13 protein-coding genes are annotated in these 17,617 nt (G+C 34.3%); 6 read left to right on the forward strand and 7 right to left on the reverse strand.

What is annotated here, in order from left to right; genetic code table 11:
• Positions 1-29: 29 nt before the first annotated feature.
• A complete protein-coding gene (locus FGM02_RS09870; protein ID WP_139958199.1) occupies positions 30-2,657 on the reverse strand; it encodes a valine--tRNA ligase in 2,628 nt (875 codons plus the stop codon).
• Positions 2,658-2,842: 185 nt separating this feature from the next.
• On the opposite strand from FGM02_RS09870, the gene FGM02_RS09875 reads away from it, so the two are divergent.
• Positions 2,843-3,262, forward strand: a complete 420-nt coding sequence (locus FGM02_RS09875) for a DUF1573 domain-containing protein (RefSeq protein WP_139958200.1) — start codon at positions 2,843-2,845, stop codon at positions 3,260-3,262.
• A 69-nt stretch (positions 3,263-3,331) separates the two neighbouring features.
• On the opposite strand, the gene FGM02_RS09880 is transcribed toward FGM02_RS09875, so the two are convergent.
• From FGM02_RS09880 to FGM02_RS09890, 3 genes are all read right to left on the reverse strand, one after another.
• Positions 3,332-4,486 (reverse strand): putative sugar nucleotidyl transferase, encoded by a 1,155-nt coding sequence (locus FGM02_RS09880; protein ID WP_139958201.1) that lies wholly within the window; start codon positions 4,484-4,486, stop codon positions 3,332-3,334.
• A gap of 61 nt (positions 4,487-4,547) precedes the next feature.
• Positions 4,548-5,399: a DUF5777 family beta-barrel protein gene (locus FGM02_RS09885; protein WP_139958202.1), complete on the reverse strand. Its 852-nt coding sequence runs from the start codon at positions 5,397-5,399 to the stop codon at positions 4,548-4,550.
• 43 nt (positions 5,400-5,442) lie between these two features.
• Entirely contained in the window at positions 5,443-5,829 is a 387-nt protein-coding gene (locus FGM02_RS09890; protein ID WP_139958203.1) for an OB-fold protein, read from the reverse strand.
• A 137-nt stretch (positions 5,830-5,966) separates the two neighbouring features.
• On the opposite strand from FGM02_RS09890, the gene FGM02_RS09895 reads away from it, so the two are divergent.
• Genes FGM02_RS09895 through FGM02_RS09905 form a run of 3 tightly spaced genes read left to right on the forward strand, consistent with a single transcriptional unit; the run spans position 5,967 to position 7,804 of the window.
• Entirely contained in the window at positions 5,967-6,311 is a 345-nt protein-coding gene (locus FGM02_RS09895) for a hypothetical protein (protein WP_139958204.1), read from the forward strand.
• Between the two features lie 7 nt (positions 6,312-6,318).
• Entirely contained in the window at positions 6,319-6,867 is a 549-nt protein-coding gene (locus tag FGM02_RS09900) for a YceI family protein (RefSeq protein ID WP_139958205.1), read from the forward strand.
• A gap of 19 nt (positions 6,868-6,886) precedes the next feature.
• Positions 6,887-7,804 carry a choice-of-anchor D domain-containing protein gene (locus FGM02_RS09905; protein ID WP_139958206.1) on the forward strand — a complete coding sequence of 306 codons (918 nt, stop codon included), beginning with the start codon at positions 6,887-6,889 and terminating at the stop codon, positions 7,802-7,804.
• 92 nt (positions 7,805-7,896) lie between these two features.
• On the opposite strand, the gene carB is transcribed toward FGM02_RS09905, so the two are convergent.
• Together carB and rpmH are read right to left on the reverse strand one after the other, a co-directional pair.
• Complete coding sequence (carB, locus tag FGM02_RS09910) at positions 7,897-10,752, reverse strand: carbamoyl-phosphate synthase large subunit (protein ID WP_139958207.1); 2,856 nt, start codon at positions 10,750-10,752, stop codon at positions 7,897-7,899.
• Between the two features lie 180 nt (positions 10,753-10,932).
• Complete coding sequence (gene rpmH / locus FGM02_RS09915; RefSeq protein WP_139958208.1) at positions 10,933-11,094, reverse strand: 50S ribosomal protein L34; 162 nt, start codon at positions 11,092-11,094, stop codon at positions 10,933-10,935.
• 327 nt (positions 11,095-11,421) lie between these two features.
• On the opposite strand from rpmH, the gene htpG reads away from it, so the two are divergent.
• Positions 11,422-13,335, forward strand: a complete 1,914-nt coding sequence (htpG, locus tag FGM02_RS09920) for a molecular chaperone HtpG (RefSeq protein ID WP_139958209.1) — start codon at positions 11,422-11,424, stop codon at positions 13,333-13,335.
• Positions 13,336-13,416: 81 nt separating this feature from the next.
• Here the strand turns inward: htpG and FGM02_RS09925 are convergent, their stop codons facing one another.
• Positions 13,417-16,332, reverse strand: a complete 2,916-nt coding sequence (locus FGM02_RS09925; protein WP_139958210.1) for a sulfatase-like hydrolase/transferase — start codon at positions 16,330-16,332, stop codon at positions 13,417-13,419.
• Between the two features lie 335 nt (positions 16,333-16,667).
• Between FGM02_RS09925 and FGM02_RS09930 the strand changes: the two genes are divergently transcribed.
• Complete coding sequence (locus FGM02_RS09930) at positions 16,668-17,108, forward strand: DUF4268 domain-containing protein (RefSeq protein ID WP_139958211.1); 441 nt, start codon at positions 16,668-16,670, stop codon at positions 17,106-17,108.
• Positions 17,109-17,617: the final 509 nt, after the last annotated feature.

Below are 17,617 nucleotides of genomic sequence, written 5' to 3' on the forward strand. Positions count from 1 at the left end.
TAGGTTTGTGAAAACGTTTTTTTCTATTATTACAAAGCTTTTAAACTAGCTTTTAAAGTTTCAATTTTTGCCAAGGCATCTGCTTCTTTTTTGCGTTCGTTTGTAATTACTTGCTCTGGAGCATTGTTTACAAAACGTTCGTTACTCAATTTCTTTTGAACTGATTTTAAAAATCCTTCTGTATATTTTAATTCCTCTTCTAAAGTTGCTTTTTCTGCTTCTACATCAATAGCCCCTGCAATAGGTATAAAATATTCATTCGACTTGATACGGAAACTCAACGCTCCTTCCACAGCGTCTGAAACAGTAGCAATATCTGAAGTATTTCCTAATTTTTGGACAATAGCATTAAAAATAGGATTTGCTTTTTCATTGTCTAAAACCGACAATTCAAGAATATCTTTAAAAGCTATTTTTTTATCTTTTCTAATTTTTCTTATTCCTGAAATTACTTCTGCAGCAAATTCAAAATCGGCAATTAATTTTTCATCAAAAGAAACCAATTCTGGGTATTCCGCAATAATTAAAGCTTGTTCTGGTGTTCTTTCTGAAATAGTCTGCCAAATTTCTTCTGTTAAGAAAGGCATAAATGGATGCAATAATTTCAAATTCGCTTCTAAACAAGCAATCGTTTCTTTATACGTTACCGCATCAATTGGTTGCTGGTATGCCGGTTTGATCATTTCTAAGAACCATCCAGAATAATCATCATAAATCAATTTGTAAATCGTCATTAACGCTTCACTAATTCTGTATTGTTCAAAAGAAGCTTCAATTTCAACCAAAGCTTTTTGGAACTTGGCATTGTACCATTTGATTGCTATTTTAGAAGATTCTGGTTGCTCTATCGTTTCAGAAACTTCCCATCCCTGGGTTAAAGAGAATCCACTCCAAATTTTACTAGAGAAGTTACGTCCTTGTGCGCATAAATCTTCATCAAACATCAAATCATTTCCTGCAGCAGCACTTAATAGCAATCCTGTACGAACACCATCTGCTCCATATTTCTGCATCAATTCAATTGGATCAGGAGAATTCCCTAAAGATTTAGACATTTTTCTACGTTGCTTATCTCTAACCAAGCCTGTAAAATAAACATTGCTAAATGGTTTTTTATCGGTAAATTCATACCCCGCAAAAATCATACGTGCTACCCAAAAGAAAATAATATCCGGACCTGTTACCAAATCGTTTGTTGGATAGTAATAATTGAATTCTTCGTTGTCTGGATTTTTAATTCCATCAAACAAAGATATAGGCCACAACCAAGAAGAGAACCAAGTATCCAAAGCATCTGGATCTTGAGTTAAGTCCTCAATTGTTAATTTAGTGTTTTTAGTTATTTCAATTGCTTTTACCAATGCTTCTTCTTTGGTTTCGGCAATTACATACTCTTCCAAACCTTCTCCATAGAAATAAGCCGGAATTTGATGTCCCCACCACAGTTGACGAGAAATATTCCAATCACGGATATTTTCTAACCAATGTCTATACGTATTATTGTAATGCTTAGGATACAACTTAATTTCTTCATCTTTCAATACAGCATCCAAAGCAGGTTTTACAATATCTTCCATTTTCAGGAACCATTGTACCGAAATTTTAGGCTCTATAACCGCTTTTGTTCTTTCAGAAACACCAACTTTATGTAGATGTTGTTCCACTTTTACCAAAGCGCCCAACTCTTCTAATTCTTTTGTAATCTCTTTACGAACAACAAAACGATCTTTTCCTTCGTAATGCATTCCTAATGAATTTAGACTTGCATCGTCATTCAAAATATCAATAACTTCTAAATTATGCTTCTCCCCTATTAATTTATCATTTTGGTCGTGAGCAGGGGTAATTTTTAAACATCCTGTTCCAAATTCAATATCAACATATTCATCCTCTATAATTGGAATGACTCTGTTTGCAATCGGAACAATTACCTTCTTTCCTTTTAAATGAGCAAAACGTTCATCCGTAGGATTGATACAAATTGCAGAATCGCCTAATAAAGTTTCAGGACGTGTTGTTGCAATCATTACTTTTTCATCAGAACCTTCTATCTGATAATTGATATAATATAAGTTTCCTTGTTTCTCAACAAATTCCACTTCTTCATCAGATAAAGTAGTCTTTGCCTCAGGATCCCAGTTGACCATGCGGTACCCTCTATAAATTAATCCTTTCCCATATAAATCAACAAAAACCTTGGTAACTGCACCACTAAGATTGTCATCCATGGTAAAAGCTGTACGCTCCCAATCACAAGATGCACCCAATTTTTTTAATTGCTCTAAAATAATTCCGCCGTGCTTGTCGGTCCAATCCCAAGCGTGTTTTAAAAACTCCTCACGTGTTAAATCTTCTTTGTTAATTCCTTCAGATTTTAACTTCGCCACAACTTTTGCCTCTGTAGCAATTGATGCATGGTCGGTACCAGGAACCCAACACGCATTGTAACCTTTTAAACGTGCACGACGAATTAAAACATCTTGAATGGTGTTATTTAACATATGTCCCATATGCAATACTCCAGTTACGTTTGGAGGTGGAATGACAATTGTGTAGGCTTCTTTTTCGTTTGGTGTTGAATGAAAATATCCATTCTCCATCCAATAGCTATACCATTTGTCTTCTACGTTTTCTGGATTGTATTTATTTGGAATCATATTGAGTCTCTATATCTAAATTGAAAATAACATTAAATTGTTCGCTATAGTCCTAGAAAATTCCTAGAAAAACTATTTTAACAGTGCGCAAAAATACAATTATCTACTTTAACTAAAAAGTAACACATTCATATTTTATTTACTTAAAATATTGCTTACTTTAGAGCCTTTAAAATTAAGACAAAATGAAAAAAATAATTCTTAGCTTCAGCATCCTTTTTATGGCTGTATCGACCTTTGCACAAACGGCAAAACCAACTGAAAATTTTGATGCAGACGCACCTGTATTTAAATTTGTTGATGAAGTAATTGATTACGGGAAAATTGAACAAAATGCAGATGGAAACAGAGAGTTTGTATTTAAAAATGTTGGAAATACACCTTTAGTTATTTCAAACGCCAAAGGAAGTTGTGGATGTACCGTTCCAACGTACGACAAAGACAAGCCAATTATGCCAGGTCAGACTGGAGTTATAAAAGTAAAATATGCAACCAATAGAATTGGACGTTTTTCTAAAACCGTTACTATAACTTCTAACGCTTCAGAAAAAAATAAAGTAGTTCGTATTAAAGGAGAAGTATTAGCACCTGCAAAAACAGAATAACTTTTTCCTATAATTTCATAAAAAAGCCATCAAAATAATTATTTTGATGGCTTTTTTATTTTTGTTTTTTTAGGTCCTTAACTCAAACAGAATCTCAAAAATATGTGCATCGAGTTCTGAAAAAGTTTCTTTTTTAAATTCTTGTATTTTTTTTGCAGCCTCTTTTGCTTTTTCTAAAGCATAAACTTCCTTTGGAGTTCCCCAACTAAAACTAGGTAAAAACTTATCAGGGAAATCAGCACCAAAAACATGACAACAAACACCGGTAATGGTTCCTGTATTTAAGGATGTATTAATGGCCGTTTTGGTATAATCTCCTAATACGGCTCCAAACTTTAAAGAACCTGTATCTTCAAATCGCTCGGTTTCAAAATCCCAAACATGTACATTAGAAAATGTATTTTTTAAATTGGAACCATTTGTATTGGCTCCTAAATTACACCATGCTCCTACTACCGAGTCTCCCAAATAACCATCATGACCTTTGTTTGAATTTGCTATAAAAATGACATTTTTTATTTCTCCTCCTACAGTACAATTTGGACCAACGGTGGTGGCTCCGTATATCTTCGCTCCCATTTTTACTACTGCTTTTTCATGAATTGCAAATGGCCCACGAATCATACTACCTTCCATAATCAAACTGTTTTTTGCTATATAAATTGGTCCCGTAGTGGCATTTAACATAGCAAATTCAACCGTAGCACCATCTTCTATAAAAATATTTTCAGCTCCTAAAACTTGATTTGTGTTACTTAATTCTGCAGATACTTTATCTTTAGTTAGCAAGTCATAATCTGCACGTAATGCCTTGTCGTTGAATAGAAATAAATCTTTTAAATTAGAAATCTGTATTAGGTCACCCGAATATTCTTTTGCCTCATACTTGCTAAAATCTACCTGTTCCTGATCCATACCAGCATAAAAAGCAAGCACTTCGTCCTTATGCACTAAAAGTTCGTTCTCACTCAAAAATGAAATTTCTTCCGCTAAACTTTCCGTTGGTAAAACAGAAGCATCAATAAAAATATTTTGCTCCATTTCCACCATTGGAAACTTCTCCTCTAAATAATCTTCTGTTAAAACCGTACACGTACTGCCTAAATGTTTTTCCCACTTCTCTTTAATAGTTAAAATTCCTATTCTCAGTTCGGCAACGGGTCTGGTATAGGTTAAGGGTAAAAATCGATCTCGAAACGGACCGTCAAATAATATATAATTCATAGAAATTTTAACTGCTAAATTCTTTATTCGTTTAACTATGGTATTGACAATAACTCAACTTCTAAAACACGCGGTACAAATTAAATCCGAAAAACACATTTCCATCAGACCAATCTCCATTGGCATGAATAAAACCAGCATCATTCATACGTTGTGAATTTGAAAAATGCAATTGAAATACATGGCCACCTGTTTCAATATCTACCCCAACAGAAAGTGGATTTTGAAACGTATTTTCTGTAGCTCTATTAAAATGTGCCAAATAGTCAAGATTTAAAGTCAGCCGTTTTGTTAGCTTATAACGCCCTCCTAGTCCTAAACCATACTGGCTATTTTTTTGTGTATCAAACTCGGTAAAATTTTCATGTAAAAAAGTTGGAGAAGCCTGTAGAGAGAGTTTCTCATTCATTTTTCTAGAAACTAACAACTGTGCTAAATAATTAGCTCTGTGTTTGTTTTCATAAAGCACAAAAGTAGGATCCGGATCTCCTGTTTTATAGCCCATAGCAGCAAACCCGACAATATTTAGTGGAAAGCCATTTTTTTCTTGGGTCTTCAATTTCAACTTAGTGGTTAAATCAAATGTTTTTTCAATAGAACTTCTAGACAAACCGGCAGTCCACCAATCGTTAAATCCATAAATAAAACTAAAGCGAATATTTGACTCATCCAAACCAAACAAATCTTTAAAACCATTTTTAACCGTTCCAAAACGATGTGCAATTACAAAATAGAAGTCGCCTTTAGCAGCCATTTTTGTGGACTCTAAATTGACGATTTTCAAACTTTTAAAAACAGAACTCACTTCTGAGCTTTCTTCTAATTCGTTAGTTAACTCATCTAACAAATCATTTTGTGCAAATACACTTGAGCTTAGCAATAAAACGAAAACATTTATAAGGATATTTTTCATACAATGAAATTAGGATTTGGTAATTTGTTTTGGTAAGAAATTTTTATTCTATCAAGGAACATTGATCTAGTTTTACAACTTCTAAAAGTTCATCATAACCGATACATCTTCCTTTAATAGTTACTTCCGTTGCTATTTGAATATTTGCATCTAGTCCGTCTAAATAACATAAAATTGTTGTTCCCAAAGTTACGCTTTCCATATCTTTTTCAGACAACTCACCGCTAATCAAAATGACTTTATTTAAATATTTTTGACTTGCCTTATCAAAATCAACGCTAAATTCATTTCCTAGTGCTTCGGCTGTTGTCTTAAAATCTGCTTGAGAAACTTCAATATTTCGATGTCCTTTATAGATATAGGTATAACTAGCAACAGCTATTCCTATAAACGCTAGGGTAAACAGTAATACTACGTTTTTTTTCTGCATGATACTAAAGTATCAAATTCTTAGTAGAATGTAAAACCAAATGTATTTTTAATACAAATTTTTATCTTATCTTAAAACCTTTGTAATTAAAATACTAATTATTCGACAATTCAATTATTTACATGTAAAATCAACTTATGTCTAAAAACATTCTTATTGCCTTATGCATCCCTCTTTCTTTCCTTAGCTGTGCCTCAGATTCAGCCGAAGATTTAACAGAAAAAACAACAGATCCAATTAGCTACACCAATACAATAGAAGCCATTATTACCCCCGGTTGCGCAAGTTCAAACTGCCATGGAGGAACACAAAACCCGGAACTTACATCTTATGAATTGGTTAAAAGTGCTTTTCAATCTACTGGTGGATCAAGTGCCTTGGGTAGAATTGAAAGTGGAAATATGCCAAAAAACGCGAGTGCATTTTCTTCCAGTACCATCAACACTATAAAAGAATGGATTGCTACAGATTTCCCTAACTAAACCTATTATGAAAAAAATATTCTTATACGTACTCTTGTTAAATGGTCTATTTGCTTACAGCCAAGAAAAATACTTTACAAAAAATGGTACAATAACGTTTGAAGCCTCTGTCCCTTCTTTTGAAGAAGTAAAAGCAACAAATAACAAAGTCACCGCCATACTAAAAACAGATACGGGTGAATTAGCCGCCTTGGCCTTGGTAAAAGGTTTCCGGTTTAAAATTGCTTTGATGGAAGAGCATTTCAATGAAAATTATGCCGATTCAGACACCTACCCAAAGGCAAAATTTACAGGAAAAATTGTTGCCTACGATCATCAAATCTTTTTACAAAAAAAAGAACGCAAAATAGAAATAGAAGGAAACTTAACTTTTCATGGTGTCACACATAAAATTAAAACACCTGCCAACCTCAGCTTTTCAAACAACAGCCTAAAACTTTTAGCAAACTTCAAGGTCAAACCACAAGACTATCGTATTGAAATTCCGAATCTACTTCGTAAAAAAGTAGCCGAAGAAATTGACATTCAATTAAACTTTACTTTAGAAAAAAAATAACCTCAACCCACATTTTTTTATGAAAAACTTACTACCACACTTAGTAGCCACAGCATTTTTATTTGTTATTTCAGCATGTTCTTCTTCAGGAGGCAGCGACGAACCTATTGACACAAGTACTTTTAGCATTGACCTTAGTGCTACTTCCTTTGATTTTGGAGATGTAGCTACTGATGGTACAGGAACAGAAAATTTTACCATTAGCAATACGGGTACCGGAAGTATTTCTATTACAGGTATGACTAGTAGTTCAAATTTCACTGTAAACCCAAGTACAAGTACCATAGCTGCTGGGACGAGTAAATCGTTTAGCATTACTTTTTCTCCAGATGCACAAAAAGCTTTCAGTCAGACTATCGCTGTTAGCTCCAATGCGACGAATGGTTCTAAAACCATTGCCTTGACAGGATACGGAGTCGAGCCTTTTTACGAAAATATCATTGCACCTATTGTAGCTAATAATTGCTCTACCACCGGCTGCCATTCCACAGCTAGTAAATCGGGAGGTATTGCGATGACCACATTTTTAGAATCTAAAAATGCTTTTGTTACAGACAAAGCTTGGGATGAAATTCAAAGTGGAAGAATGCCAAAAGGAGGATCATTGACAACAACACAAAAAGATGAATTGTTAAAATGGATCGAAAGTAATTATACCGATGGAATTGTACCGGTAAGCGCCAGCTACCAAACAGACATTGCTCCGATTATCAATCAAAGTTGTGCAACCACAGCTTGTCATGATAGCAATAGTCCAAAAGCAGGTTTAGATTTATCAACCTACGCATTTGTAAAAACAGCATTTACTGCTACAGGTACTTCTAGTGCAATAGGAAGAATTGAAAGCGGAAATATGCCGCAAGGAGGTTCCAAATTGTCACAAACTAAAATAGACCTGATTAAAAGTTGGATTGCTGGTGGATTTTCAGAACAATAGAATACAAAAATTCTAAACATAAAAAAGGCTCCCAATATACTGGAAGCCTTTTTTTTATACTAAGATTTAAAACTTATGAGATCGATTCGATCCTATTTGTTCAAATACATTTTTCTTCTAGAGTACAATTCATAAAAAGCATCATCTTTCAAGTTATCAATAAATAAGATAGACTCTCCTGTTGATTTCATTTCAGGTCCTAGTTTCTTATCTACATTCGGGAACTTATTGAAAGAGAAAACAGGCTGTTTGATTGCATACCCGTCTAATTTAGGGTTGAATTTAAAGTCGGTTACTTTATTTACACCCAACATTACTTTCGTTGCAAAATTCACATAAGGTTCTCCATAAGCTTTCGCTATAAAAGGAACTGTACGAGATGCTCTTGGATTTGCTTCAATGATATAAACCGTATCATCTTTTACAGCAAATTGAATATTCATCAATCCAACTGTTTTTAATGCGATGGCTATTTTCTTTGTATGCTCTTTAATTTGATCCATAACAAACTCTCCTAAGTTAAAAGGAGGTAAAGTTGCATTTGAATCTCCAGAATGTACTCCACAAGGTTCAATATGCTCCATAATACCGATTATGTATACATTTCCGTCAGCATCACAAATAGCATCCGCTTCCGCTTCAATGGCACCTTCTAAGTAATGATCTAACAACAATTTATTTCCAGGAATAGAACGTAGCAAACTTACGACATGCTCTTCAAGTTCTTCTTTGTTGATCACAATTTTCATTCCTTGACCACCTAATACATAAGAAGGACGAACTAAAATTGGGAAATCTAAGGTATCTGCTATTTTTAAAGCTTCATCTGCATTTGTAGCTGTTCCAAACTGAGGGAAAGGAATATTTAATTCTGTTAACATTTCAGAAAAACGTCCTCTATCCTCTGCTAAATCTAAAGCTTCAAAACTAGTTCCCATGATTTTAATTCCATAAGCTTCTAATTTCTCTGCCAATTTCAATGCCGTTTGTCCACCTAATTGAACAATAACTCCTTCTGGTTTTTCATGACGAATGATGTCGTAAATATGTTCCCAGAATACAGGTTCAAAGTATAATTTATCTGCTGTATCAAAATCTGTAGAAACTGTTTCAGGATTACAGTTGATCATGATCGTTTCATAACCAACTTCTTTTGCTGCCAAAACTCCATGTACACAACAGTAGTCAAATTCAATTCCTTGTCCAATTCTATTTGGTCCAGAACCTAGTACTACTACTTTTTTCTTATCTGTAACAACCGACTCGTTATGTGCATAAGGTTTCCCTCCTGCAACGGTCATCGTATTTTCAAAAGTAGAATAGAAATAAGGGGTTTGTGCTTCAAACTCTGCAGCACAGGTATCTACTAATTTATAAACACGGTTGATGTTTAATTCTTCACGTTTGTTATAAACTTCAGATTCTAAACAACCCAACATGTGTGCTATTTGTCTATCACCGTATCCTTTTTGTTTTGCTTCTAACAACAATTCTTTAGACAAAGTATCTAATTTGAAAGTAGAAATTTCTTTTTCCAAAGTAAACAACTCTTCGTATTGTTTTAAGTACCACATATCAATTTTCGTGATATCGTGTATTTTACTTAAAGAAATACCAGCTTTGATAGCATCGTAGATAGTAAATACTCTATCCCAAGACGCATAGGTCAATTTAGAGATAATTGTATCGTAATGTGTTTCTTCTTTTCCATCAGCACCTAAACCGTTACGTTTAATTTCTAACGACTGTGTAGCTTTGTGCAATGCTTCTTGGAACGAACGTCCAATTCCCATTACCTCACCTACAGATTTCATTTGAAGACCTAAAGTTCTATCAGCTCCTTCAAATTTATCAAAGTTGAAACGTGGTATTTTTACAATTACATAATCCAACGTAGGCTCAAATAAAGCAGAAGTTGTTTTTGTAATTTGATTTTTCAATTCATCTAAATTATACCCTAAGGCTAATTTAGTAGCAATTTTTGCAATTGGATACCCAGTCGCTTTTGATGCCAAGGCAGAAGAACGAGATACACGAGGGTTAATTTCAATGGCAATAATATCTTCTTTTTCATCAGGAGAAACTGCAAACTGTACGTTACATCCTCCTTCAAAATCTCCAATTGAACGCATCATATGGATTGCCATATCACGCATTTTTTGGAAAGTAGAATCACTTAAGGTCATTGCTGGAGCAACTGTAATCGAATCTCCGGTATGAATTCCCATAGGATCCATATTTTCAATAGAACATACAATTACAACATTGTCATTTGCATCACGTAACAATTCCAATTCGTATTCTTTCCAGCCCATCATGGCTTTGTCAATCATTACCTCATGGATTGGAGAAATTTCCAGTCCTCTAGATAACAATTCATCAAAATCATTTTCATCATAAACAATAGCGGCTCCTGCACCTCCTAAAGTAAATGAAGAACGGATACACAATGGAAAACCAAATTCTTGTGCGATTGTTTTTCCTTGTAAAAAAGAAGTTGCTGTAGCTTGAGGTGCCATGTCAACACCGATTCTTCCCATTAATTCACGGAATTGTTCTCTATCTTCTGTAATATTGATGGCATCGATATCAACACCAATCATGTTTACATTGTGATCTTCCCAAATTCCTTTTTCATCAGCTTCAATACATAAGTTCAAAGCTGTTTGACCTCCCATGGTTGGTAAAACAGAATCAATGTTTGGATGCGCTACTAAAATTTCACGAATTGAATTGGTGGTTAAGGGTTTTAAATAAACATTATCCGCTAATGACGGATCTGTCATAATGGTTGCAGGATTAGAATTGATCAAAGTTACTTCAATTCCTTCTTCCTTTAAAGAGCGTATAGATTGAGAACCTGAATAATCAAATTCACATGCTTGTCCAATAATAATTGGACCAGAACCTATAATTAAAACCGACTTGATGTTTTTGTTTTTTGGCATGCTTCTAATTAAGTTTAATGTGTTAAGGTTTTATTTTTCAGAGTTCTAAAAGGACTTCTTTTTAAAACAATAACGGCATTCATTCTTACTTCTTAAATTTTTACTACTCGTTGACAAATATATTCAAAAAAAAGGTGTTACTAAATATTAGCAACACCTTATATATGAATCAAATATTCATTATTTCTTTGGTCTAGGATCTGAAGAAACAGATAATCTTTTTCTTCCTTTAGCACGTCTTCTAGCTAAAACTTTACGCCCATTAGCTGAAGCCATTCTTTCTCTGAAACCGTGTTTGTTTCTTTTTTTTCTTTTCGATGGTTGGAATGTTCTTTTCGGCATTACTTATATTTTTAAAATCTTATTTTATGAATCATAGTTTCGGTACTAAACCATCCACTAAAAGCGATGGCAAATATACAATTACTTTTGTGTACTACAAGCGCTTTTATTAAAAAAATATTAAATTATTTTTCTTTGGCTAAATATCTGATAATAATGTCATTTTCATCGCATATAAACCTCGTTACAATTACTTCTAATCCTAATAAAAGCTTTTAAATGTCATCTTGTCATTTAAATCTGTCTTGTCGTCATAAATAATACTTTGGTATTTTATTTGACTAGTACCTTTATGTAAAAAATAAATTTAATAATAAACATATACTTATGGCTAAAGGAAACATTAATGTATCGGTAGAAAATATTTTCCCGTTAATTAAAAAGTTCTTGTATTCAGATCACGAAATCTTTTTAAGAGAATTGATCTCTAATGCAACAGATGCAACTTCTAAAATGAAACATTTAGTTGCTATGGGAGAAGCTGAAGGCGTTGAATACGGAAATCCAAACATTGAAATTATTGCTGACAAGGAAGCAAAAACACTTCGTATTATTGACCAAGGGATTGGAATGAGCGAAGAAGAGGTTGAAAAATACATCAACCAAATTGCTTTTTCTGGTGCTGAAGAATTTATCGACAAGTACAAAGATAAAGTAGAAGATTCAGGAATTATTGGTCATTTTGGACTTGGTTTCTATTCTGCTTTTATGGTTGCTGAAAAAGTTGACATTATTACAAAGTCTTTTAAAGACGCTCCTGCCGTTAAATGGTCTTGTGACGGTTCTCCAAACTACACCATTGAACCTGCTGAAAAAGAAACAAGAGGTTCTGAAATTGTATTACACATTGCAGACGATTCTTTAGAATTTTTAGAAGATTCAAGAATTAATGAACTTTTATCTAAATACAATCGTTTCAACCAAATTCCAATCAAATTTGGAACTAAAGAAATAAACGATCCTGAGTTTACTCCACAAACTACGAAGGATGAAGACGGAAAAGAAACGACAGAACCACACAAGAAAATTAGCGTTGATAACATCATCAACAATACCGCTCCAGCATGGACCAAAAAACCTGCTGATTTAGAAACTGAAGATTACAATAATTTTTATAGAGAATTGTATCCTGCGCAGTTCGAAGAGCCCTTGTTTAACATTCACTTAAATGTTGACTATCCGTTTAACTTAACAGGTATTTTATACTTCCCTAAGTTGAGTAGAAACATGGATATCCAAAAGGATAAAATTCAATTGTACCAAAACCAAGTGTTTATTACAGATAATGTTGAAGGAATTGTACCTGACTTCTTACAGATGTTAAAAGGGGTAATTGATTCTCCAGACATTCCTTTGAATGTTTCTCGTTCTTATTTACAAGCAGACGGTGCTGTAAAGAAAATATCGGGGTATATCACTAAGAAAATTGCAGACAAATTAAGTTCTTTATTCAAAAACAATAGAGAAGACTTTGAGCAAAAATGGGATGACATCAAATTGATTATTGAGTACGGAATGTTGTCTGATGATAAGTTCTATGACAAAGCTCAAAAATTTGCCTTGTACCCAACTGTTGACAATGCGTATTTTACTTTTGAAGAATTCAAAGAAAAAATAAAGGATGCGCAAACAGACAAGGATGGAAATACAATTGTATTGTATGCTGCTCATAAGGAAGCGCAACACGGTTATATTCAAGAAGCTAAGGAAAAAGGATACGAGGTATTGTTATTAGACTCTCCTATCATTTCTCACTTGATTCAAAAATTAGAAGGAAGCAACGAGAAAGTAAAATTCACTCGTGTAGATTCTGATCATATTGACAACCTTATCAAAAAAGACGAAGAAAAAATAAGCAAACTTTCTGATGAAGAAAAAGAGGCTTTAAAACCTATTATTGAAGCCAATGTTCCTAAGGAAAACTATACAGTTCAATTAGAAGCTTTGGATTCTTCTTCAAATCCTTTCAGCATTACGGTACCTGAATTTATGCGTAGAATGAAAGAAATGAGTCAGTCTGGAGGTGCAGGAATGTTTGGAATGGAAAACATGCCTGAAATGTACAACTTGGTTGTAAATACAAACAACGACTTGATCAAGGAAATTTTAGATACAAAAGATGAAGCTGCTCAAAAAGCATTGATCAGTCAAGCTTTTGATTTAGCAAAATTATCTCAAAACCTATTGCATGGTGAAGAGTTGACAAACTTTATCAAACGTAGCTACCAAATGATTAAATAGTAGTCAAAATACTTTTAAACACAAATCCCATCATTGTTCTCAATGATGGGATTTTTTATTCTTAGAATGCAACCGCTCTCTTTAAGCTTTGATTACTTTTTTTACTACTTGTCCACTATTTGTTTCAATGACTAAAAAGTACATTCCAGCAGGAAATTCAGAAATATCCAAACTTGATTGGTTTGTTTTCTTTAGCACAGCACTAGAAAAATTCAGCAAACGAACTTCTTTTATTTCTACACCCTTTTTTAAACGAACGTAAATTTTATTTTTTGCAGGATTTGGAAAAACGCTGCTACTTTTTTCTAAAGAAAAGGAAGCCACCGCCAAATTACCAGAAACACCAATGGAACCTCCACTACTATAACTGTGTAATTCGTAAACTGTAGTATCACTAGTATCCCAATTAGCCGGATTGTGAATAGCCGCTCTTAACTGAGACAACCCTCCTACTATTTTTCCTTTATACACTGCGTTGTTCAATTCTGGATCTATTTCAATAGCATTGATTCCTAAAGTCAGATTCGATGGTTTACAACCAGCGGTATTTCCACCTCCCACACAGAGTTGTCCATTCATTCCTAAAACAGCAATAAATTTAGATACATCAGCTTCATCTGCAGGTTCTGAACCTTGATAAGCATACAAAACATCTCCATTGGCATTAAAATTCATATAGCCAGAACCTTGATCTTGCGTCACCGCATCTGTTCCAATTTCTGAAGTCCCCACGTAAGCTTTACTTTGGTTAATTCTAATAATAGTCCCTGAAGAATAACTCCTATCTGCTGTCCAAGTTACCGTGTCATCCACAGAAAAAGCAGAACCTGAACCAGAAACCAACCAACCTCCAGGAGCCTTCCATCCTCGATCACAAAATGAAATGCTTGTATTCGGACTGATATCCTTCAACAGCATAAACGCAAAATCGTGTTCCGCAGCACCTTCTGAACTATTGTAGCCCACAAAGGCAATATCACCCGCAGTCAATATCGTTGGTGTTCCGCTAGCTTCATCGGTTATTGTAATTTGTGCAGCCGTTGTATTAACACTTCCTAATGAGGTACTTGACAAGGTTATTTCTATGGTTTCAACGCCTTCTTCCAAAGCATCTTCTAAAACAACTATAGGAATACTTACTGAATTATTACCTTCTAAAATAGTTACAGCACCTGATAGGTTTTCATAATCAACTCCTTCTATAGCCGAACCTGAAACAGAAAACTGAACCACTATATTTTCACTAGCTACAGCTCCTTCTGGCAAACGCACCGTAAACAAGCCATTCGACAAGGCTTCAATTCCGTTTGTTGTTCCTTCTACAAAAACTTCACTCAACGCACTTTCTAGTTGCAATTGAGCACTTCCAAAAAGTTGGTCATAGGCAGGCAAAGTTCCATCATTCCAAAAACCAGAATGTGCATGTCCACTGCCATCTCCATCATTGTCAAACCACGCAGGCTTTTCATCTTTAAAATCTTTGACCACAACAACTGCCTGGTCTAATAAATCTTGAATGATTGTCTCCGCATTTGTTTCAGTTCCGCTAACATCTGTAGATTCTCCAGGATCTGTTACAATATTATACAAACGCCAACTTCCATTGGTAGCCGTTTTAACAATTTTCCATGGATAAGAAATCACCGCTGCATTGTGAAATCCGTTTTGCGGTCGCATTACATAAATAGGTTCCCCGTCAGGTCTAATTCCTTGTCCAACTATAAGGTCATCCATAAAATTTTTACCATCTATGGTTTTTCCTGTTGGTACAGATCCCCCCGCAAGATCAATAAGCGTTGGATAAATATCTAAGGCACTGATTTGTTTGTTGTAAATAGCAGGACTTGTAATTTTATTTGGCCAATGCACAAACATAGGTACTCTATGACCGCCTTCTAACACACTTCCTTTTAAAGCATCTAAGGGAAAATTTACCGCTCCTTTGCTATAGGTATACCCACCATTATCACTAATAAAAATAATGACTGTATTGTTATACACCAGCATGTCTTTTTTCAGTTCCGCTACCAACCTACCAATATTCGTATCTAAATTGGTAACCATAGTTGCGTAGGTAATTCTATCTGCCACAAACTCTTCAATTTTTGCCGCTTGCTCCTCTTCAGGCCATTTGGTAACCTGATTCGCCTCTGTCAAATAGGTGCTATTTCTCACCAAATTTTCAAAATCAGGATTTGCAGCTTTAAATGCAGCAATCTCATCAGAAGGCGCTTCCAAAGGCGTATGTGGCGCATTGTAAGACAGGTACATGAAAAAAGGATCTGAATCCCCGCTATTCGCATTCATATAGGTTATAGCATCATCAGTAAGAATATCTGTTAAATAATCTTCATCGACCGCATTGCTAAATTCATTTCTATCTACATAACTCCTATTTCTTTGCAAAGGATCTTGGTATTCATTGGTTACCGGATTGGAACCATTCAATCGGTTGTAAAAATTATCTTCATAGCCGTTTTCAAAGTAGCCCTTTCCTCCTCCTAAAAAACCAAAGAAATAATCGAAGCCTCTGTCCAAAGGTTGAAAAGCACCTTCTTTAAATCCTAAATGCCATTTTCCAAAAGCCGCAGTATTATAATTGTTGTTTTGAAGCACTTTCGGAAAATAAGTTTCGGAAGTTGGAATCCCCAATTCTGAGGTAATGTCGTTAGGTAAATTGTACTGCGCTCCTATTCTATGAGGATACATTCCTGTAAGCAAAGCCGCTCTACTAGGTCCACAAAAGGGATGAGCCACATGGGCATTTTTACAGATAATTCCACTATTGGCCAGTACATCTAACTGTGGCGTTGGAATAATTCCTCGATCCGCTGGAAAAGCTTCTGCATTTGTAGCTCGGTTAAAACCAACATCGCCATAGCCTAAATCATCGGCAACTATTAAAATAATATTTGGCCTTGTATTGGTGGTCGATTGTCCAAAAGTAACTGCTGAAATAAGCAGAGTAAAAAATACAATTTGATGTTTGATATTCATTAGAATTGGTTATAAAATTAATGGTTGAATTTTGTTTTGAATCGTGCCCAAAACTTGGTCTTGTAAATTTAGTTCTGTAAACCAAAAAATTTACGGAGAATATTAACTGCTACTTCCTCTATTTTACCCTAAAAAAACAAACAACAACTAAACATGGCGACTAAACAAGTACCTACAAACGCTTTGTTTATATGAATAAATTGCAGAACTGACATTTTTCATAAAAAAACTAAACACCCCAAAAAGTGTCTGAAAAAAGGAAAAATTGTTTGTTTATTCGTTTCTCTACTTCGTCCTTTATTTTTGGTTATTTTTGCCCCATAAAACAGGATTAGATGTTCAGCAAAGAAGAAGCAGCAATTATTAGAAAGGATTTTTGGGTGAGTTATGGAAAATCGTTTCCCAGAAAATGGTTGAAATACAATACCAAAATAAAAAATTTCAGCTTTAAGTTTTATGCCGACAATAAAATTGCACGTGTCATGCTAGACATAGAGCCCACAAGTGAAGCCAAAAGAGAATTGTTGTACCAGCAAGTTTTGGCTTTAAAAACAGTATTGACAGAAGAATACCTACCGGAGGTTATTTTTGATGAAAATCATTTTTTAGAAAACGGAAAGTGCTTGTCGAGAATTTATGTACAACTAGATGCCAAATTTAGTATTTACAATAAAAATACCTGGGGCGTAGCTTTTGAATTCTTTAATGAACATATGCATCAGTTTGAATTGTTCTTTTATGAATTTGAAGATTTTATCAAGCAGGCGGACCTATAAATAATTGTGAGTGTTGAGTGTTGAGTGTTGAGTGTTGAGTGTTGAGTGTTGAGTGTTGAGTGTTGAGTGTTGAGTGTTGAGTGTTGAGTGTTGAGTGTTGAGTAAATATATTTTTTTTAACTAAAAACTAAAAATTTAACACTCATAATATTCAATCTAGTTTGAATATTTCGACAAACTCAAGGTACGTGCTCAGAGAACAATTCTCTAATGTAAATCAAACACTTCCCCTGTCTCTTTGAGTGAAATAGCTTGTAATGAAACGGAAAACTGTTTTGTATCGAGAAACTCTTAAACCATTGTTCTTCATTTTCTTTTTCCATTGCTGAAAAAGAAACAAAAAATCTAGTCTTGAATTCTCATCGGTCTTTACACATTTGGAAATTGAAAAGAAAAGAACTCGAACTCCGTTCTCAAACAGCTTTTCTTTTTACAACTTCTTCAATGGTACGACGCTCGATTACGAATTCTATGACCTTTAAAAAAAGCTATATTTCAAACTGACTTAC

It is taken from the genome of Flavicella sediminum (assembly GCF_006381105.1).
Classification (GTDB): Bacteria; Bacteroidota; Bacteroidia; order Flavobacteriales; family Flavobacteriaceae; genus Flavicella; species Flavicella sediminum.

Coding starts and splice junctions, on each gene's coding strand:
- FGM02_RS09870 (WP_139958199.1), bottom strand. CDS start 2,657: ATGATTCCAAATAAATACAATCCAGAAAACGTAGAAGACAAATGGTAT.
- FGM02_RS09875 (WP_139958200.1), top strand. CDS start 2,843: ATGAAAAAAATAATTCTTAGCTTCAGCATCCTTTTTATGGCTGTATCG.
- FGM02_RS09880 (WP_139958201.1), bottom strand. CDS start 4,486: ATGAATTATATATTATTTGACGGTCCGTTTCGAGATCGATTTTTACCC.
- FGM02_RS09885 (WP_139958202.1), bottom strand. CDS start 5,399: ATGAAAAATATCCTTATAAATGTTTTCGTTTTATTGCTAAGCTCAAGT.
- FGM02_RS09890 (WP_139958203.1), bottom strand. CDS start 5,829: ATGCAGAAAAAAAACGTAGTATTACTGTTTACCCTAGCGTTTATAGGA.
- FGM02_RS09895 (WP_139958204.1), top strand. CDS start 5,967: ATGTCTAAAAACATTCTTATTGCCTTATGCATCCCTCTTTCTTTCCTT.
- FGM02_RS09900 (WP_139958205.1), top strand. CDS start 6,319: ATGAAAAAAATATTCTTATACGTACTCTTGTTAAATGGTCTATTTGCT.
- FGM02_RS09905 (WP_139958206.1), top strand. CDS start 6,887: ATGAAAAACTTACTACCACACTTAGTAGCCACAGCATTTTTATTTGTT.
- carB (WP_139958207.1), bottom strand. CDS start 10,752: ATGCCAAAAAACAAAAACATCAAGTCGGTTTTAATTATAGGTTCTGGT.
- rpmH (WP_139958208.1), bottom strand. CDS start 11,094: ATGCCGAAAAGAACATTCCAACCATCGAAAAGAAAAAAAAGAAACAAA.
- htpG (WP_139958209.1), top strand. CDS start 11,422: ATGGCTAAAGGAAACATTAATGTATCGGTAGAAAATATTTTCCCGTTA.
- FGM02_RS09925 (WP_139958210.1), bottom strand. CDS start 16,332: ATGAATATCAAACATCAAATTGTATTTTTTACTCTGCTTATTTCAGCA.
- FGM02_RS09930 (WP_139958211.1), top strand. CDS start 16,668: ATGTTCAGCAAAGAAGAAGCAGCAATTATTAGAAAGGATTTTTGGGTG.